General features: G+C 64.9%; 16 protein-coding genes and 1 tRNA gene. 14 read left to right on the top strand and 3 right to left on the bottom strand.

Annotation, left to right across the window (positions count from 1 at the left end; translation table 11 throughout):
- Positions 1 to 377 precede the first annotated feature (377 nt).
- The gene (locus WS70_RS10895) at positions 378 to 923 is read right to left on the bottom strand and encodes a PAS and helix-turn-helix domain-containing protein (RefSeq protein WP_010104198.1); all 546 of its coding nucleotides are present in this window, start codon (positions 921 to 923) and stop codon (positions 378 to 380) included.
- A 254-nt stretch (positions 924 to 1,177) separates the two neighbouring features.
- Between WS70_RS10895 and WS70_RS10890 the strand changes: the two genes are divergently transcribed.
- Positions 1,178 to 1,882 carry a CoA transferase subunit A gene (locus WS70_RS10890; RefSeq protein WP_059474196.1) on the top strand — a complete coding sequence of 235 codons (705 nt, stop codon included), beginning with the start codon at positions 1,178 to 1,180 and terminating at the stop codon, positions 1,880 to 1,882.
- A gap of 1 nt (position 1,883) precedes the next feature.
- Positions 1,884 to 2,525: a CoA transferase subunit B gene (locus tag WS70_RS10885; protein ID WP_059597792.1), complete on the top strand. Its 642-nt coding sequence runs from the start codon at positions 1,884 to 1,886 to the stop codon at positions 2,523 to 2,525.
- A 257-nt stretch (positions 2,526 to 2,782) separates the two neighbouring features.
- Here the strand turns inward: WS70_RS10885 and WS70_RS10880 are convergent, their stop codons facing one another.
- Positions 2,783 to 3,109 carry an NAD(P)/FAD-dependent oxidoreductase gene (locus WS70_RS10880; RefSeq protein ID WP_059597791.1) on the bottom strand — a complete coding sequence of 109 codons (327 nt, stop codon included), beginning with the start codon at positions 3,107 to 3,109 and terminating at the stop codon, positions 2,783 to 2,785.
- 394 nt (positions 3,110 to 3,503) lie between these two features.
- Here WS70_RS10880 and WS70_RS10875 point away from each other — a divergent pair, with 394 nt between their 5' ends.
- The 12 genes from WS70_RS10875 (at position 3,504) to WS70_RS10820 (ending at position 15,630) form a co-directional block, all read left to right on the top strand.
- Entirely contained in the window at positions 3,504 to 4,565 is a 1,062-nt protein-coding gene (locus WS70_RS10875) for an alpha/beta fold hydrolase (protein ID WP_059474198.1), read from the top strand.
- Between the two features lie 73 nt (positions 4,566 to 4,638).
- The gene (locus tag WS70_RS10870; protein ID WP_059474199.1) at positions 4,639 to 4,992 is read left to right on the top strand and encodes a RidA family protein; all 354 of its coding nucleotides are present in this window, start codon (positions 4,639 to 4,641) and stop codon (positions 4,990 to 4,992) included.
- A 45-nt stretch (positions 4,993 to 5,037) separates the two neighbouring features.
- Positions 5,038 to 7,284, top strand: a complete 2,247-nt coding sequence (locus tag WS70_RS10865) for a RelA/SpoT family protein (RefSeq protein ID WP_059597790.1) — start codon at positions 5,038 to 5,040, stop codon at positions 7,282 to 7,284.
- A 120-nt stretch (positions 7,285 to 7,404) separates the two neighbouring features.
- Positions 7,405 to 7,481, top strand: a tRNA-Val gene (locus WS70_RS10860).
- Positions 7,482 to 7,746: 265 nt separating this feature from the next.
- Positions 7,747 to 9,654 carry a threonine--tRNA ligase gene (gene thrS, locus WS70_RS10855; protein ID WP_059469578.1) on the top strand — a complete coding sequence of 636 codons (1,908 nt, stop codon included), beginning with the start codon at positions 7,747 to 7,749 and terminating at the stop codon, positions 9,652 to 9,654.
- A 49-nt stretch (positions 9,655 to 9,703) separates the two neighbouring features.
- A complete protein-coding gene (gene infC / locus WS70_RS10850) occupies positions 9,704 to 10,228 on the top strand; it encodes a translation initiation factor IF-3 (RefSeq protein ID WP_082715934.1) in 525 nt (174 codons plus the stop codon).
- A gap of 194 nt (positions 10,229 to 10,422) precedes the next feature.
- Positions 10,423 to 10,620, top strand: a complete 198-nt coding sequence (rpmI, locus tag WS70_RS10845; protein ID WP_004191477.1) for a 50S ribosomal protein L35 — start codon at positions 10,423 to 10,425, stop codon at positions 10,618 to 10,620.
- 30 nt (positions 10,621 to 10,650) lie between these two features.
- Positions 10,651 to 11,010: a 50S ribosomal protein L20 gene (rplT, locus tag WS70_RS10840; protein WP_004192938.1), complete on the top strand. Its 360-nt coding sequence runs from the start codon at positions 10,651 to 10,653 to the stop codon at positions 11,008 to 11,010.
- A 148-nt stretch (positions 11,011 to 11,158) separates the two neighbouring features.
- Complete coding sequence (gene pheS, locus WS70_RS10835; protein WP_059469576.1) at positions 11,159 to 12,172, top strand: phenylalanine--tRNA ligase subunit alpha; 1,014 nt, start codon at positions 11,159 to 11,161, stop codon at positions 12,170 to 12,172.
- A gap of 86 nt (positions 12,173 to 12,258) precedes the next feature.
- Positions 12,259 to 14,691 carry a phenylalanine--tRNA ligase subunit beta gene (pheT, locus tag WS70_RS10830; RefSeq protein ID WP_059597789.1) on the top strand — a complete coding sequence of 811 codons (2,433 nt, stop codon included), beginning with the start codon at positions 12,259 to 12,261 and terminating at the stop codon, positions 14,689 to 14,691.
- Between the two features lie 72 nt (positions 14,692 to 14,763).
- The gene (locus WS70_RS10825) at positions 14,764 to 15,168 is read left to right on the top strand and encodes an integration host factor subunit alpha (RefSeq protein ID WP_059469574.1); all 405 of its coding nucleotides are present in this window, start codon (positions 14,764 to 14,766) and stop codon (positions 15,166 to 15,168) included.
- A 57-nt stretch (positions 15,169 to 15,225) separates the two neighbouring features.
- Entirely contained in the window at positions 15,226 to 15,630 is a 405-nt protein-coding gene (locus WS70_RS10820) for a MerR family transcriptional regulator (RefSeq protein WP_059469573.1), read from the top strand.
- Positions 15,631 to 15,779: 149 nt separating this feature from the next.
- Here the strand turns inward: WS70_RS10820 and WS70_RS10815 are convergent, their stop codons facing one another.
- Positions 15,780 to 17,900: a hypothetical protein gene (locus WS70_RS10815; RefSeq protein ID WP_059597848.1), complete on the bottom strand. Its 2,121-nt coding sequence runs from the start codon at positions 17,898 to 17,900 to the stop codon at positions 15,780 to 15,782.
- Positions 17,901 to 17,959 lie beyond the last annotated feature (59 nt).

The raw sequence follows: 17,959 nt of genomic DNA, 5'->3' as shown, positions 1-17,959 counted from the left end.
CAAGACGATATGAAGCGTCCAGCCGAGAGGCCGACATTTTCGCTATCTATATAAGCTTTATTGAATTGGTAAATGCGAATACGTTGCTTCCCGTGTGATATTTCAGATTGCTTGATCTAATCCGGAATGTGTTTCACAAGGTTAAATAATTTTTTCGAAAAAGTGTAGAGTCGAAATTCGATCTAATCGGTATCGGGGAATGAAATTATTGAGTTTTGGGCGGCAATGGATCGGCTCAGGCCGCGGCAAGAACTCGGTTCCTCGACGTTCTTGATTCCCCGGCAGCCGGCATGGGCTGGACGCGGTCATTCGTGCGCGCTCGTCCGCCTGCCCGGGCGGGCGGCTTCCCGAGTCTTCACTGCCCGAGCCCCGAGTCTTCACTGCCCGAGCAGGCGTTGCACCAGCTCGGCCGTATTTCCCGTCCCGTATTTGCGCATCAGCCGCGCGCGGTAGATGTCGACCGTGCGCGAGCTGATGTCGAGCACGCGGCCGATCTGCTTGCTCGTCTTGCCGGTCGCGAGCTGCGCGGCGATCTCGCGCTCGCGCGGCGTCAATTCGACCGCGACGCGCCGCGTCGCGCTCAAGTCCTCGAACGTCCACACGCCCGCGGCGAGCGGCGCCGTGCGGTCGAGCGCGCGGCCCGTCACGTGGCACCAGAACAGCTCGCCGCTCGCGCGCTTCATGATGCGGTCGTCCGCGTAGCTGCCGTGCGCGATCATCACGGGCGAGATCCGCTCACCGATCCGCTCGAATTCGTCGGACGACGGGTAGAGCACCTCGAACGACCGGCCGATCAGGTCGGCGCGCGCGCAGCGGAAGATCGCGGCGAGCTCGTCGTTGCAATCCTCGATGACGCGGTCGCGCGACAGCACGAGGCCGATCGGCGCGAGATGGAAGGCGGTCTGGTAGTCGATGGCGGGCATGTACGCTGACGGACAGTGATCGGGCGCCGCGCGCGTGGCGGCGAATGCTTATGTAATTTTGCGTATTGTGCCGCATCCGGTGCGCATCGTACCCTTTCACACATGTCGCGGCCCATGCCGCGACCGGATAAAAGAAGAAAACGCATCGTCGCGGCAGCATTCGCCGCGCGTGCTTAGAATGGTGCGACGGGTCCGTCGCGCGCGCGAGCCGCGCGGACCGTCGAGCTGGTTTCCATAGAGGAAGGGACATACAGATGAACAAAGTCTACCCAAGCGCGGCTGCCGCGCTCGAGGGCGTCGTCCATGACGGACAGACCTTCGCGGTCGGCGGCTTCGGCCTGTGCGGCATCCCGGAAGCGCTCATCGCCGCGCTGCGCGACTCGGGCGTGAAAGGCATCACCTGCATCAGCAACAATGCGGGCGTCGACGGCTTCGGCCTCGGACTTCTGCTCGACACCCGGCAAATCAAGAAGATGATTTCGTCGTACGTCGGCGAGAACAAGGAATTCGAGCGCCAGTATCTGTCGGGCGAACTCGAACTCGAGTTCACGCCGCAAGGCACGCTCGCCGAGAAGCTGCGCGCGGGCGGCGCGGGCATCCCGGCGTTCTTCACGCAGACGGGCTACGGCACTGTGATCGCGCAAGGCAAGGAGACGCGCGAGTTCGACGGCAAGCGTTACGTGCTCGAGCCTTCGCTCACGGCCGACGTCGCGCTCGTGAAGGCGTGGAAGGCCGACAAGTCCGGTAATCTGATCTACCGCCGCACCGCGCGCAACTTCAATCCGATGTGTGCGATGGCGGGCCGGATCACGGTCGCCGAAGTCGAGGAGATCGTCGAGAACGGCGAGCTCGATCCGGATCAGGTCCACACGCCCGGCATTTTCGTGCAGCGGCTCGTGCTCAACGCGACGCCGGAAAAACGCATCGAACAACGCGTCGTGCGCGCGAAAGGAGACTGAGATGGCTTGGAATCGTGACCAGATGGCCGCGCGCGCGGCGAAGGAATTGCAGGACGGCTTCTACGTGAACCTCGGCATCGGGCTGCCGACGCTCGTCGCGAACCACGTGCCGGCGAGCGTCGAAGTGTGGCTGCAGTCGGAGAACGGCCTGCTCGGGATCGGCCCGTCGCCGACCGAGGACGAAGTCGATGCCGATCTCATCAACGCCGGCAAGCAGACCGTGACGACGCTGCCGGGCTCGTCGATCTTCTCGTCGGCCGATTCGTTCGCGATGATCCGGGGCGGCCACATCAACCTTGCGATCCTCGGCGCGATGCAGGTCAGCAAGAACGGCGACCTCGCGAACTGGATGATTCCCGGCAAGATGATCAAGGGGATGGGCGGCGCGATGGACCTCGTCGCTGGCGTGAAGCGCGTCGTCGTGCTAATGGAGCACGTCGCGAAGGGCGACCAGCACAAGATCCTCGAGGAATGCACGCTGCCGCTGACGGGCGTCGGGGTCGTCGACCTGATCATCACGGATCTCGGCGTGATCGAAGTGACGCCGGGCGGGCTCAAGGTGCTCGAGCTTGCCGACGGCGTGAGCGTCGACGAGATCATGGCGAAGACAGGCGCGCCGCTCGATGTGAGCGCGGTTGCGTGACGTTGCGGTTTCGGCGCGGCGCGGTGCTTGCGTGCGCCGCGCCGTCGCCCGGCGGTGCGGCTGCAACGGCGGGATGAAAGCGCCCCGTGTCGGGAAGACACGGGGCGCTTTTGTTTTCGCGTTTCGATTGGCGGCGGTGGGCGCTCGGCTGCGCATCGAGCGGTGCGTGTCGATGCGCGGTGCGGAGCGTCTCGGATCGGTCGCCCGCTTCGGCGTGCCTTCGATGCGCTCGGGAGACGGCACGCAGCCCGTCGCGATCACGAGATGGTCGTAGCCTTAGCGCTTGCCGCTCTTCGTGTGCACGTGCTGCGTCGCGAGTCGAAATGCGTCGCGCGATCGACGGCGAACGTGATCTCGGGACGCAGCAGCACGCGCTCGGCGCGCGTCGGCGTCAGCTCGTTGCGAAAGCATGCGCCCAACGCGACATACATGAACGCCGGCTTGTAGTCGTGGTCCGGCGAATCGGACAGCAGCGTGATCCGCACTTCGTTGCGGATGACTTCGTCGAACAGTATCGACGCGGGCTGATTGGCGAGCATCGTGCCGCCGAGCCCGCAACCGGCGATCAGAATCTGCGTGGACATCGTGCGCCTCCTTCTGTCGGACGGATGATGCGTCGCTGGACATCGGCGCGACAGCCGGCTGAAACGAATCGCGAGTGCGTGAATGGGCGATATTGTTTTTTTGGGGGCAGAGCGCATGAAATGAATCGGGCGAAGTCGATGACACGACGGCGTTTTCGCGCGTGAAGCGCGAGCGGGCGGCGATGGCCGGGCCTGCCGCGGGCCGCGCCGCAGCGGTTCGTGGGGGGCGTGCGACACGTTGCAGCAGTTGCCGGTTCCTCCATGCGAGGCATCGATTCGTCGATAAGGCGTCGGCGATCGATTTGATCAATTTGATCATTCAGTTCGACTTTCCTGAAATTCGATTCTTGGGACAGATTCTTGAAATGAAGCGACGGGATATTTCTTCTCGGGCATGCGGCGCGCGAGTCGCGGCGCGTCGCGTCACGAGCCGTTCGGCCGACCGGCCGCGCGCGGCGAAGCGGTTTACAATCGGCCCATGTGTTCGGCGGCCCGTCGCCATCAGGGCGCCGAGCGTTCGACCGTGCCGATCGTTCATCAGGATGCGCCGATGTCATCGAACCTTGTCACTTCCGTCTCACCGCGCGAGCGTCGCGTGCAATGCGCGCATCCCACGGGCCTGCACCACGTCGCGTACACCGAGTGGGGCGATCCCGCGAATCCGCGCGTGCTCGTCTGCGTGCACGGCCTCACGCGCTCGGGGCGCGATTTCGATCGCCTCGCGGCGGCGCTGTCCGATGTCTATCGCGTCGTCTGTCCCGACGTGGCCGGGCGCGGCCGGTCGGACTGGCTCGCGGATCCGAGGCTCTACGGCGTGCCGCAATACGTCGCCGACATCGTGACGCTGATCGCGCGTCTCGATGTCGAGCGCGTCGATTGGTTCGGCACGTCGATGGGCGGCCTGATCGGCCTTGCGCTCGGCGGATTGCCGGGTGCGCCGATCGGCAAGATGATCGTCAACGACATCGGTCCGCACATCGAGCCCGCCGCGCTCGAGCGCATCGGCGAATACACGGGGCTCGACAAGCGCTTCGCGACCGAGCAGGAGGGCGTCGATTACCTGGCGTCGCTGTCGCTGCCTTTCGGCCCGCTCACGCCCGACGAGTGGCGCGCGCTGAACCGGCCGCTTCTCGTGCAGGATCCGGACGGCTCATGGCGCGCGCGCTACGACCCGCGCATCGCGGTGCCGTTCAAGGCGGCGACGCCGGAAGCGAATGCGCAGGGCGAGGCATGGCTATGGCATTCGCTCGAGGCGTTCGCGGGGCCGCTTCTCGTCGTGCGCGGCGCGCAGTCGGATCTGCTGTCGCGCGACACGGTCGATGCGATGAAGGCGCGCGGCCGCGCGGTGTCGAGCGTCGAGATTGCGGAAGCCGGCCACGCGCCCGCGTTCGTGAGCGCCGATCAGATCACGATCGCTCGCCAATTTTTCGTCGGGGACACGCCGCACGCGTCATAATATGCGGTTCGGCGTTGCCCGCCCGCGGGTTTGCCGCGACGTCCACCGATCAACCATTCAACCGGGAATTCTCATGGCAGTTACTCGTCACCACGTCGGCCCCCGTCTTTCCGAAATCGCGATCCACAACGGCACCGTCTACCTCGCGGGCCAGATCGCCGAGGACACGGCGCAGGACATCAAGGGCCAGACGCGCGAAGTGCTCGGCCACATCGACCGCCTGCTCGGCGAGGCGAATAGCGACAAATCGAATCTGCTGTCGGTGCAGATCTTCATCTCCGACATGGCGAACTTCCCGGGCATGAACGAAGTGTGGGACGCATGGGTCGCACCGGGCGCGACGCCGCCGCGCGCGACCGTCGAGGCGAAGCTAGCAAACCCCGCTTGCCTCGTCGAAGTGGTGATCGTCGCCGCGCAGCGCAGCTGAGCCGGAGCGCGACACGTTTTTTCCAGCCACACGCAATACCCGACGATGACAGCTGATTCTGCTTCCACCGCCACCGCTGCGGCGCCGTCGATCGACGACGTGCTCGCGTTCGTGCGCGAGCATGCAGGCGACGCGCGCCTGTCGTCGGGCGAACTGCTCTCGGATCACGCAGCCGGCACGTCGACGATCATGCAGCGGCTGAACGTCGATCCGCCCGCAGTGCAGGCAGCCGCGCTCTTCGCGCTCGCGCCGTATCTGAGCGATCCCGAAAAGCAGATCGCCGAGCGCTTTGGCGACGAGGTTGCGCGTCTCGTCACCGACGTGCGCAAACTGCTGCGTCTCGGTACCATGAGCCTGCGCGCCGCTCAGAGCGCGCCCGTCGAAGCGGGCCGCGATGCGCAGGCCGAGCGGCGCGCGCAGATCGAGGCGCTGCGCAAGATGCTGCTCGCCTTCGCGCAGGACATCCGTGTCGTGCTGATCAGGCTCGCGTCGCGGCTGCAGTCGCTGCGCTACTACGCGGCCGCGAAAATCGAGCCGACGCCCGATGCCGCACGCGAGACGCTCGAGATCTACGCGCCGCTCGCGAACCGGCTCGGCATCTGGCAGCTGAAGTGGGAGCTCGAGGATCTCGCGTTCCGCTTCGAGGATCCCGTCACGTACAAGCGTATCGCGAAGCTGCTCGACGAGAAACGCGTCGAGCGCGAGGCGTACGTGGCGGAGGCGATCGAGCGGCTGCAGCACGAGCTCGCGGCCGCGCACATCCAGGCCGAGGTGAGCGGCCGTCCGAAGCACATATACAGCATCTGGCGCAAGATGCGCGGCAAGGAGCTCGACTTCTCCGAGCTCTACGACGTGCGCGCGTTTCGCGTGATCGTTCCGGACATCAAGGATTGCTACACGGTGCTCGGCATCGTTCACCACCTGTGGCAGCCGGTGCCGAAGGAATTCGACGACTACATCTCGCGGCCGAAGCCGAACGGCTACAAATCGCTGCACACGGTCGTGATCGGCGACGATGGCCGCGCGTTCGAAGTGCAGATCCGCACGCAGGAAATGCACCGCTTCGCCGAATACGGCGTCGCCGCGCACTGGCGCTACAAGGAAGCGGGCGCGCGCGGCTACGGCGGCCAGTTCTCGGCAAGCGAGAAGTACGACGAGAAGATCGCTTGGCTGCGCCAGCTCCTCGCGTGGAAGGACGAGGTCGCGGACAGCGGCGGCGGCGACGGCGCGAGCGGCCGCGAAGCATGGGCGCAGTTGCGCGAGACGACGCTCGACGACGACCACATCTACGTGCTGACGCCACAGGCGCGCGTGATTGCGTTGCCGCAGGGCGCGACGCCAGTCGATTTTGCGTACCACCTGCACAGCGAGCTCGGCCATCGGTGCCGCGGCGCGCGCGTCGACGGCGCGATGGTGCCGCTCAACACGCCGCTTGCGAACGGCCAGACGGTCGAGATCGTCGCGGTGAAGGAGGGCGGCCCGTCGCGCGACTGGCTCAATCCGCAGCTCGGCTATCTGCATAGTTCGCGTGCGCGCCAGAAGGTGCGCGCATGGTTCAACGTGGTCGATCAGCAGGAGACTGTCGCGCACGGCCGCGCGCTCGTCGAGAAGACGCTGCAGCGGGAAGGCAGGACGTCGGTCAATCTCGAGCACCTCGCGGCGAAGCTCGGCTTCAAGTCGCCCGACGAGCTGTTCGCGGCCGTCGGCAAGGAAGAATTCAGCCTGCGCAACGTCGAGCAGGCGCTTTCCGACGCGCCCGCGCCGGAACCCGAGCCGGAAGCGCCCGCGAACTTCGAGAAGCGCGCGAGCGGGGCGAACGTCGCGCACGGCGCGTCGACGGGCGTGCTCGTCGTCGGCGTCGACGCGCTTCTCACGCAGCTCGCGCGCTGCTGCCGCCCGGCGCCGCCCGATCCGATCAGCGGCTTCGTCACGCGTGGCAAGGGAATGTCGATCCACCGCAGCGATTGCCCGACGTTTCGCCGGATGGCCGAGCGCGCACCCGAGCGCGTGCTGCAGACGACCTGGTCCGCCGACGTGCTGGGTGGGCGCGGCGCGTCCGTCTATCCGGTCGACCTGTTGATCGAGGCGACCGACCGGCAGGGGTTGTTGCGCGACATCTCCGAAGTGTTCGCGCGCGAGAAGATGAACGTGATCGGCGTGAAGACACAGAGCCGCCGCGATGCGGCGTTCATGCAGTTCACGGTCGAGGTGTCGAGCGCGTCGCAGGTGCAGCGCGCGTGCACGCTGCTCGGTGAGGTCCACGGCGTCGTTCGGGCGGCCCGCAAGGCGTGAGCGCCGCCCGCCTCCTGAAGGCGACCTGTGCCGCTCGGCAACGGGTGCGAACTTTGTCGAACAAAATGCACGAAAACACTTGTCAAGACGAAAAGAGCTCCATATAATTTCAGCTTCTTCAGGCTCGTAGCTCAGTTGGTTAGAGCACCACCTTGACATGGTGGGGGTCGTTGGTTCGAATCCAATCGAGCCTACCAACGACATCGGCTGGAGCTCGGTTCGCCGGGCTTCGGCGGCAGTAGGAAATTCTACGCAAAAGGCGAATACGGTTATGACACCGCGAACGTTGACCGAAACCTATTCGGAGCGACGCTAGTCGAGGAACGTTTTCGCCTTGTGGTTTTGAAGCATCGGAATGCGGCCCCTCGAAAGCGGGGCCGCATTTTTTTTGTCGCGCGCTTTTGCTGCCGGTTCGCGCGCTGTTAGTCTGCCGCTCACTGACGGCATCACGGAGATTGCTATATGGTTTCGATACGCTTGCCCGACGGCTCGGTTCGCCAATACGAGCATCCGGTGACGGTCGCCGAAGTGGCGGCGTCGATCGGCCCTGGTCTTGCGAAGGCCGCGCTCGGCGGCAAGCTCGACGGCGAGCTCGTCGATACGTCCACGCTGATCGATCGCGACGTGTCGCTCGCGATCGTCACGGACAAGGATGCCGACGGCCTCGACATCATCCGTCACTCGACTGCCCATTTGCTCGCGTACGCTGTGAAGGAGCTGTATCCGGACGCGCAGGTGACGATCGGGCCCGTGATCGACAACGGCTTCTATTACGACTTTTCGTACCACCGTCCCTTCACGCCCGAAGATCTCGAGAAGATCGAAAAGCGCATGCAGGAGCTCGCGAAGAAAGACGAGCCCGTCACGCGCCGCGTCGTGTCGCGCGATGAGGCGGTTTCGTACTTCCGCAGCATCGGCGAGAAGTACAAGGCCGAGATCATCGAATCGATTCCCGCGAGCGACGAGATCAAGCTGTACGCGCACGGCGGCTTCACCGACCTGTGCCGCGGCCCGCACGTGCCGTCGACGGGCAAGCTGAAGGTCTTCAAGCTGATGAAGGTCGCGGGCGCGTACTGGCGCGGCGACTCGAAGAACGAGCAGCTTCAGCGCATCTACGGCACTGCCTGGACGAAGAAGGAAGACCAGGACGCGTACCTGCACATGCTCGAAGAAGCGGAAAAGCGCGACCACCGCAAGCTCGGCAAGCAGCTCGATCTGTTCCACATCCAGGAAGAGTCGCCCGGCATGGTGTTCTGGCACCCGAAGGGCTGGACGCTATGGCAGCAGGTCGAGCAGTACATGCGCCGCCGTCTCGACGCGGCCGGCTACCTCGAGATCAAGACGCCGATGATCATGGACCGCTCGTTGTGGGAGGCGTCCGGCCACTGGCAGAACTATCGCGAGAACATGTTCACGACCGAGTCGGAGAAGCGCGACTACGCGGTCAAGCCGATGAACTGCCCGGGCCACGTGCAGGTATTCAAGCACGGCTTGCGCTCGTATCGCGATCTGCCGCTGCGCTACGCGGAATTCGGCTCGTGCCACCGCAACGAGGCGTCGGGCGCGTTGCACGGCCTGATGCGTGTGCGCGGCTTCGTGCAAGACGACGCGCACATCTTCTGCACGGAAGAGCAGATCAACTCCGAGGCGATCGCGTTCAACAAGCTCGCGATGAGCGTCTACGAGGATTTCGGCTTCGACCGCATCGACATCAAGCTGTCGCTGCGCCCGGAGCAGCGGATGGGTTCGGATGAGACGTGGGATCACGCCGAGGATGGCCTGCGCAAGGCGCTGAAGGCGTGCGGCGTGGAGTGGGAGGAGTTGCCGGGCGAGGGCGCGTTCTACGGCCCGAAGATCGAGTACCACATCAAGGATGCGCTCGGCCGCTCGTGGCAGTGCGGCACGCTGCAGCTCGACATGATGCTGCCGGAGCGGCTCGGCGCCGAGTACGTCGCCGAGGACAATAGCCGCCGCCGGCCGGTAATGCTGCACAGGGCGATCGTCGGCTCGATGGAGCGCTTCCTCGGGATTCTGATCGAGCACCACGCCGGTGCGATGCCCGCCTGGCTCGCGCCCGTCCACGCAGTTGTGCTGAATATCGCCGAAAGTCAGGTGGAATATGCGCAGACTGTTGCTCAATCGTTGCAAAAACAAGGGCTTAGGGTGTCAGCCGATTTGCGCAACGAGAAAATTAGCTATAAAATACGCGAGCACACGCTCGAAAAAGTTCCCTACTTGCTCGTCGTGGGCGATAAAGAGCGTGAAGCACAAACGGTAGCCGTGCGTGCCCGTGGCGGCGTCGATCTGGGTGTCATGCCCGTCGAAGCCTTCGTTGAGCGTCTGCGTGAGGACATCCAGGCGTTCAAGTAACCGCCCTGGCAGCGCGGCTCGTTTTTTTAATTTTTAGAGGAAACGTAACATCGCTACTGATAAGTCGTCGCATCGCATCAACGGTGAAATTACTGCACCGGAAGTGCGTCTGGTCGGGGTCGATGGCGAGCCCATCGGCATCGTGAAACTCGTCGAGGCTTTCCGTAAATCGGAAGAACTGGATGTTGACCTGGTGGAGATCGCGCCGCAAGCGGCTCCGCCGGTTTGCCGTCTGATGGATTACGGCAAGTTCAAGTACCAGGAAGCCAAGAAGCAGCACGAGGCGAAGCTCAAGCAAAAGGTCATCCAGGTCAAGGAAGTGAAGTTCCGCCCGGGGACCGATGACGGCGATTACAACGTCAAGCTGCGCAACCTGGTGCGCTTCCTCGAGGAAGGCGACAAGACGAAGATCACGTTGCGTTTCCGCGGCCGGGAAATGGCTCACCAGGAAATCGGCATGCGAATGCTCGAGCGTTTGCGTACCGACCTCGACGAAGTCGGCCAGGTCGAGCAGATGCCGAAGATGGAAGGGCGCCAGATGATCATGGTGCTCTCGCCGAAAAAGAAGAAGTAACGAGCATGCCGCGCAGGCGCGCGGCGGTTCGGTGAAGTAGTTCGGCGCGTCGCCCGGTCAGGGCGGCGCGCCTGAAACAACGGTGGTCGCGCAAGCGTCGCGCCGTACACAAGTGGACTGGGTTCCGAAGGGCGGGTTGAGGGCGCGAGCCAACCGCACACCCACCTCCATCAAATAAACTGGAGTTGTTCGTCATGCCTAAGATGAAGACCAAGAAGAGCGCTGCAAAGCGCTTCGTGGTGCGTCCGGGCGGTACCGTCAAGCGCGGTCAAGCCTTCAAGCGCCACATCCTGACCAAGAAAACCACGAAGAACAAGCGTCACCTGCGCGGCGCCACGGCAGTTCACGATTCCGATCTGAACTCCGTCCGCGCGATGCTTCCGTTCGCGTAACCCCTCAACCGATACTCACAGGAGAGAATCATGCCTCGAGTCAAACGTGGGGTAACCGCACGGGCCCGTCACAAGAAGATCATCAACCTGGCCAAGGGTTATCGCGGCCGCCGCAACAACGTCTACCGCATCGCCAAGCAGGCGGTGATGCGCGCAGGCCAGTATGCGTACCGCGACCGCCGTAACAAGAAGCGTGTGTTCCGCGCACTGTGGATCACGCGTATCAACGCGGCAGTGCGTCAGCACGACATGACCTACAGCGTGTTCATCAACGGCCTGAAGAAGGCGTCGATCGAACTCGACCGCAAGGTGCTGGCCGACATGGCGGTGTTCGACAAGGCTGCTTTTGCCGCGATCGTGAAGCAGGTGAAGGCCGCCGTTGCAGCCTAATTGCGAAATTAGCACTGCGTGGTGAGTTGCAGCGATGTTCCGGTAGTCGCGGCCGCTGCAGCGAAAACGGGGCTCTTCCGAGCCCCTTTTTTGTTGGGTCGGGCGTTTCGCTCGACGAGCACAACTGACGTTGGAAGTGATGGGATCAATGGATCTGGACCAGATTGTCGCCGACGCGCAGCAGTCGTTCGAAGGGGCTGCGGATATCACCACGCTCGAGAACGAGAAGGCGCGGTTTCTCGGTAAGTCGGGCGCGCTGACCGAGCTGCTGAAGGGCCTCGGCAAGCTCGATCCCGAAACGCGCAAGACGGAAGGCGCGCGCATCAATGTCGCGAAGCAGCAGGTCGAAGCCGCGCTCAATGCGCGCCGCCAGGCGCTCGCCGACGCGCTCCTGAACCAGCGCCTCGCCGCCGAGGCGATCGACGTCACGCTGCCGGGCCGCGGCACGGGCACGGGCAGCCTGCATCCGGTGATGCGCACGTGGGAGCGCGTCGAACAGATTTTCCGGTCGATCGGTTTCGACGTGGCCGACGGCCCCGAGATCGAAACCGATTGGTACAACTTCACCGCATTGAACAGCCCGGAGAACCATCCGGCGCGCTCGATGCAGGACACGTTCTACGTCGACGGCAAGGATGCCGACGGTCGTCCGCTGCTGTTGCGCACGCACACGAGCCCGATGCAGGTCCGCTACGCGCGGATGAACCGGCCGCCCGTCAAGGTGATCGCCCCCGGCCGCACGTACCGCGTCGACAGCGACGCGACGCACTCGCCGATGTTCAACCAGGTCGAAGGCCTGTGGATCGACGAGAACGTCAGCTTTGCCGACCTGAAGGGCGTCTACACCGATTTCCTGAAGAAATTCTTCGAGCGCGACGACATCCTCGTGCGCTTCCGTCCGTCGTACTTCCCGTTTACCGAGCCGTCGGCCGAGATCGACATGATGTTCGAGCACGGCAAGAACGCGGGCAAATGGCTCGAGATCTCCGGCTCCGGCCAGGTGCATCCGACGGTGATCCGCAACATGGGCCTCGACCCCGAGCGCTATATCGGCTTCGCGTTTGGCAGCGGCCTCGAGCGGCTGACGATGCTGCGCTACGGCGTGCAGGATCTGCGTCTCTTCTTCGAGAACGACCTGCGCTTCCTGCGGCAGTTCGCGTAACGGCGCGACCGTCTCGCTCCGCGCCCGGCCGGCCTACCGAGGCGGCGCGCCGGGCCTCGATCTAACTGTTTCGAACGTGGATATCCATGCAATTCCCTGAATCCTGGTTGAGAACCTTTGTCGATCCGCAACTGACGACGGACGAGCTGTCGCATGCGCTGACGATGGCGGGGCTCGAGGTCGAGTCGCTGCGCCCGGCTGCGCCGCCGACCGAGAAGATCGTCGTGGGCCGCGTGCTCGATGTGGTCAAGCATCCGGATGCCGACAAGCTCAACGTCTGCCAGGTCGACGCCGGCACGGGCGCGACGCTCCAGATCGTCTGCGGCGCGCCGAACGTCGCGCCGGGCATCAAGGTGCCGGTCGCGCTCGTCGGCGCGAAGCTGCCGCCGGTCGAAGAAGGCGCCGCGCCGTTTGCGATCAAGCTGTCGAAGCTGCGCGGCGTCGAGAGTCAGGGGATGCTCTGCTCGGCGCGCGAGCTGAAGCTGTCCGACGACCACAGCGGCCTCATGATCCTGCCCGAGGACACGCTCGTCGGGCAGGACATCCGGGATACGCTGAGCCTCGACGACACGGTCTTCGAAATCAAGCTGACGCCGAACAAGGCGGACTGCCTGTCCGTGTTCGGCATCGCGCGCGAGACGGCCGCGATCACGGGGGCGCCGCTCACGGTGCCCGACATCCGCCCGGTCCTCACCGAACTGGCCGAGACGCTGCCCGTCAAGATCTCCGCGCCGGATCTGTGCGGCCGCTTCTCCGGCCGCGTGATTCGCGGGGTGAGCGCGCGCGCGAAGACGCCGCAATGGATGGTCGAGCGCCTCGAGCGCGCGGGCCAGCGCAGCGTGTCGGCGCTCGTCGACATCTCGAACTACGTGATGTTCGAACTGGGCCGTCCGTCGCACGTGTTCGATCTCGACAAGATCCACGGCGGCATCGACGTCCGCTGGGGCCGGCGCGGCGAATCGCTGAAGCTCCTGAACGGCGGCACGGTCGAGCTCGACGAGACGGTCGGCGTGATCGCCGACGACGCCCAAGTCGAGAGTCTCGCGGGCATCATGGGCGGCGACAGCACGGCCGTGACGCTCGACACGACGAACATCTACCTCGAAGCGGCGTTCTGGTGGCCGGACAGCATCCGCGGCCGCGCGCGCAAGTACAACTTCTCGACCGATGCGGCGCACCGCTTCGAGCGCGGCGTCGATTACTCGACGACCGTCGAGCACGTCGAGCGGATCACGCAACTGATCCTCGACATCTGCGGCGGCCAGGCGGGCCCCGTCGACGACCAGATCGCAAACCTGCCGCAGCGCGCGCCGGTGGCGATGCGCGCGTCGCGCGCAAACCGGATCATCGGCGTCGAGATCGGCGAGGACGAAGTCGCACGGATCTTCACGCGTCTCGGCCTCGCATTCGAGCGCGACGGCGACGTGTTCAGCGTGACGCCGCCGCCGCACCGATTCGACATCGAGATCGAAGAGGACCTGATCGAGGAAGTCGCCCGGATCTATGGCTTCGAGAAGATTCCCGCCCGTCCGCCCGTCGCGACGAGCGAGATGCGCGCGACCGACGAGACGCGCCGCTCGATCCACGCGATTCGTCACGCGCTCGCCGCGCGCGACTACGCGGAAACGGTCAACTTCAGCTTCGTCGATGCCGAGTGGGAGCGCGACTTCGCCGGCAACGACAATCCGGTGCGTCTGCTGAACCCGATCGCGAGCCAGTTGTCGGTGATGCGCACGACGCTGTTCGGCAGCCTCGCCGGCGTGCTGCGCCACAACCTGAACCGCCGCGCCGATCGCGTGCGCGTGTTCGAGACGGGCCGCGTGTTCATCGCCGATCCGTCGGTGAAGGCGGGCGAGCTCGCGGTCGAGGGCTATGCGCAGCCGAAGCGCGTCGGCGCGCTCGCGTACGGCCCGGTCGTCGAAGAGCAATGGGGCGCGGCGACGCGCCAGGTCGACTACTTCGACGTGAAGGGCGATCTCGAGGCGCTGCTCGCGCCCATCGTCGCGCGTTTCGTGAAGGCCGAGCATCCGGCGCTGCATCCGGGCCGCAGCGCGCAGATCGAAGTCGACGGCCGCGCGGTCGGCTGGATCGGTGAGTTGCATCCTCGCCTGATGCAGAAGTACGAACTGCCGCATGCGCCCGTGATGTTCGAGATCGACGCGGACGCGCTCGTCGCGCGAGCGCTGCCGACGCCGTCAGAGGTGTCGAAGTTCCCGCCGGTGCGTCGCGACATCGCGGTCGTCGTCGATCAGAAGGTCGAAGTGCAGGCGCTTTTCGACGAAATGAAGAAGGCGCTCGCGGAAGACGCATGCAAGTTCGTCCAGAAAGTTGCGCTCTTCGACGAATTTCGTGCAAAATCAAATACTTCCAGTGGGCTGTCAGCCTACGAGAAAAGCCTTGCGTTCCGCGTCACGCTGCAGGACCCGGCCGGAACCCTGCAGGATGAGATGGTCGAGCAAGCGATTCAGACCCTCGTGGACCGCATGGCTCGAGTCTATGGCGCGCGTTTGCGCGGATAGGGCGCGAAAGTGGCGGAAACCGCCGCTTTCGTCAGTGTTTTTGTCCAAGGTTGACGCGCTAGTTTTGCAGATATGAACGACATGAACTCGAGTGAATTTGAAGCCCTCCTGACGGCGCAACGCAGCGCCATGTCCCGCGACGTTCCGGCGTCGCCGTCCGTCGGCGATACGCCGACGCTGACGAAGGCCGAGTTGGCCGAGCTGCTGTTCGACAGCGTCGGCCTCAACAAGCGCGAGGCGAAGGACATGGTCGAGGCGTTTTTCGAGGTGATTCGCGATGCCCTCGAAAACGGCGAGAGCGTGAAGTTGTCGGGCTTCGGCAATTTCCAGCTGCGCGACAAGCCGCAGCGGCCGGGGCGCAATCCGAAGACGGGCGAGGCGATTCCGATCGCCGCGCGCCGTGTCGTGACATTCCACGCGAGCCAGAAGCTGAAGGCGCTCGTCGAAAACGGCGCCGAATCGGATCTCGTGCGTTAAACCGGCGCTTCGCCCCTGCGCGCGGCGCCCGCGCCCCTTACCGACGGTTAACTGACGATGACGTCGACGGTTGAGAAAGTCGTGTTGCCCCCGATCCCCGCGAAGCGCTACTTCACGATCGGGGAAGTGAGCGAATTGTGCGGTGTGAAGCCTCATGTGCTGCGGTATTGGGAACAGGAGTTCACGCAGCTGCGCCCGGTGAAACGGCGAGGGAACCGCCGTTACTACCAGCACCACGAGGTGCTGCTGATCCGGCGGATTCGCGAGCTGCTGTACGAGCAGGGGTTCACGATCAACGGCGCTCGCAACCGGCTCGACGCGGTCGGCAGCGAGCGGGGCGCGCCTCCGACGGCCGATGAGCTCGAACCGCGCGCAGAGGAGGCGGTGTCGAGCGAGACGGTGGATGTCGCGCAGTTGCGCGGGGCGCTTCTCGACGTGATCGACGGCCTCAAGCGTCGCTGAACGCAGAGCTCCGGGCCGCGCCGAGCCGCGCGCTTTCCGAGGGCACACGGTCGAAAAACGAAAAAAGCCCGTGCGAACGCTGGTTCGCACGGGTTTTTTTTCGGGTTGTGCCTTCCGCCGCGGCGGCCGTGCTGCGCGCACGGCGCGGATCACGGCGCGAGCGGGTCCTTCTTGCCGACGTCGACGTACAGCGTGCCGTCGTGCACCATCCGCACCGAGCCGCGCGCGACCACGTCGCGGTAGTCGTAGAGATCGAAACGCACCCGCTGCTTCGTCGTGTCTTGAACAAGAATGCGCATGTTCAGCACGAGCACGTTGAACATCTTCGTGTCGCCGCTTTCGAGCCACAGGTAGCTCTTCGGCACGTTTGCGGGCGGCCGCGACACGGGCGCGTTCGATGCCGAGCGGAACGTCAGGCGCAGACCGTCCGGCTCGACCGTCGCTTGCGACATGCGGCCGATCAGCATGGGCGGCGGGAACACCGTGTACTGGTCGAGCACGAGCGCATTGCCGCGCAGCTCGGCGCCGCGGCGCTTGAGCGGTGCGAGCGACGACAGCTCGATGCCGAGCGCGCGAAGCAGCTTTGCCTGCGGCACGCCGAGCACCGACACCTTCGTCGGCGTGAACGCGAGATGGCGTTCGTCGAGCAGCGTCAGTGTGCCTTTCATGTCGGCCGGCAGCCAGACGCCGGGCGGCACCTGGTTCCACAGTTTGAGGCCGCCCTGCACATGCAGCTGGTTGCCGTCGGCGCTCAGCTTCAGGTCGTTCAGCGAGCGCGGCGAATAGTCGAGCAGATGCCGGTTGAAGAGATCAGACATCGCGTCCCACGGCGCGAGCACCGAGCCGCTCAGGATGCGGATGTCGTACTGATTCGGATCGTCGAGGTCGATGGGCTCGCCCGCGTGCTTCGCGACGAGCTGAACGACGAGATCGTCGACGCGAAAGCCGATGTTGCCGGCGATGTAGAAGTCCGCGTTGTGCAGGTGGATCGTCGTCGTGCCGTTCGATATGTGGCGCGGGCCGAACGCCGTCACGTCGCCGCCGTGCTTCATGGCCACCTTGCGGAAGTCGGACTGCGGCGCGCCGTCGTTCGGCGCGATCGCAAACGCCTCCCACTCGCGGCGTGCTTCGTTCAGGCTCGACTGCTGCGCCGCAATCAGGCTGTTGTTCATTCGCGCGGACGCGCTGCCGACGCCCGGCGCGGCGGGGCGCGCGACCTGCGAATATGACGGCATCAGAATCGACAGCGCGCCGCTCGGCTCGAAGTTGAAATAGCCGGCGACGAGCTGGTCGCGATAGTGATACATGTCGAACACGAACGCGTCGTCCGGCGCGGACTCGCGCGGCGGATGGATCACGATGTCCGCGTTCATCGGCATCGTGCGCATGAACTTCACGTCGCCGCCGCGCAGATACATCGCGTGCTTCGGCGCGTTCTCGGGCATCGTGAAGCCCGCCTTCGTGCCGTCGTCGAGCACGAGGTCGAGACCGGCGGACGTCAACTTCAGTGCGACGATGTTGATCTTCAGATGAGGGGGCGGCAGCAGCTTGTCGACATTCAGCACGAGATCGTTGCCGTTCAGCCGCACGATCGGCGTGTCGATCTTCAGCAGATCCGACACCTGCACTTTCGCGGCCCGCATCACGGGGCCCGCATCGATGCCCGATACGTGCACGTCGACTGGACGGAAGACGAGCGTCGAGCCGTCGCGAACCTCCAGCTTGCCCTTCAGCGAGAAGGGCACCCAGCCGTCGCGCTGCATATCGCCGTGGATGTCGAGGACGCCGTCGCCCGCCGTCACGCGCACGTGCCGCAGCGGCGCGTTGTGGTAGCCGAAGATGTAGCCGCCGAAGAGCGCGTTGAGTTTCGTGTCGTCGAGCGTCACGGTGCCGTGGTGCACGGCGATGTCGAAGCTCGTCGGGTCGTCGAAGACGGCGGGCGCGCCGGGATGCGTCGGCACGAGCGTCGCTGATAGCTCATGAACGAGGAAGCCGAGGTCGCCGACGATACGGAAGTCGACTTCGCGCAGGAACGCGAGCGTGCCGTTCTGCCCCGAGTCGCGCAGCGTAAGCGGGCGCCGCTGCGTGAGCTTGATCGACGCGAGCGCCGGCACGGTCCGCGCAATCTGCTGCTCGCGCGCGAGGCGGTCGGCCTTCGTGCGTTCGATCGTCGTCGAGGCGGCGGCGTCGCTGCCGGTCTTCGGCGTCGATTCCGCGCATCCCGCACTCAGGATGGCGAGCGTGACCGCCGTTCCTGCACACGAGCGCAGGAACCAGCGCGAAGCCGAAACGGCGGTGCGTAGGGCGCGCCATGCGCCAGGCGCGCGGT

Origin of the sequence: Burkholderia mayonis (genome assembly GCF_001523745.2) — a bacterium.
Classification (GTDB): domain Bacteria; phylum Pseudomonadota; class Gammaproteobacteria; order Burkholderiales; family Burkholderiaceae; genus Burkholderia; species Burkholderia mayonis.
Note: the sequence above shows the minus strand (reverse complement) of the source record. Positions and strands in the feature narration are given on the sequence as shown.

Coding starts and splice junctions, on each gene's coding strand:
- WS70_RS10895 (WP_010104198.1), bottom strand. CDS start 923: ATGCCCGCCATCGACTACCAGACCGCCTTCCATCTCGCGCCGATCGGC.
- WS70_RS10890 (WP_059474196.1), top strand. CDS start 1,178: ATGAACAAAGTCTACCCAAGCGCGGCTGCCGCGCTCGAGGGCGTCGTC.
- WS70_RS10885 (WP_059597792.1), top strand. CDS start 1,884: ATGGCTTGGAATCGTGACCAGATGGCCGCGCGCGCGGCGAAGGAATTG.
- WS70_RS10880 (WP_059597791.1), bottom strand. CDS start 3,109: ATGTCCACGCAGATTCTGATCGCCGGTTGCGGGCTCGGCGGCACGATG.
- WS70_RS10875 (WP_059474198.1), top strand. CDS start 3,504: ATGCGGCGCGCGAGTCGCGGCGCGTCGCGTCACGAGCCGTTCGGCCGA.
- WS70_RS10870 (WP_059474199.1), top strand. CDS start 4,639: ATGGCAGTTACTCGTCACCACGTCGGCCCCCGTCTTTCCGAAATCGCG.
- WS70_RS10865 (WP_059597790.1), top strand. CDS start 5,038: ATGACAGCTGATTCTGCTTCCACCGCCACCGCTGCGGCGCCGTCGATC.
- thrS (WP_059469578.1), top strand. CDS start 7,747: ATGGTTTCGATACGCTTGCCCGACGGCTCGGTTCGCCAATACGAGCAT.
- rpmI (WP_004191477.1), top strand. CDS start 10,423: ATGCCTAAGATGAAGACCAAGAAGAGCGCTGCAAAGCGCTTCGTGGTG.
- rplT (WP_004192938.1), top strand. CDS start 10,651: ATGCCTCGAGTCAAACGTGGGGTAACCGCACGGGCCCGTCACAAGAAG.
- pheS (WP_059469576.1), top strand. CDS start 11,159: ATGGATCTGGACCAGATTGTCGCCGACGCGCAGCAGTCGTTCGAAGGG.
- pheT (WP_059597789.1), top strand. CDS start 12,259: ATGCAATTCCCTGAATCCTGGTTGAGAACCTTTGTCGATCCGCAACTG.
- WS70_RS10825 (WP_059469574.1), top strand. CDS start 14,764: ATGAACGACATGAACTCGAGTGAATTTGAAGCCCTCCTGACGGCGCAA.
- WS70_RS10820 (WP_059469573.1), top strand. CDS start 15,226: ATGACGTCGACGGTTGAGAAAGTCGTGTTGCCCCCGATCCCCGCGAAG.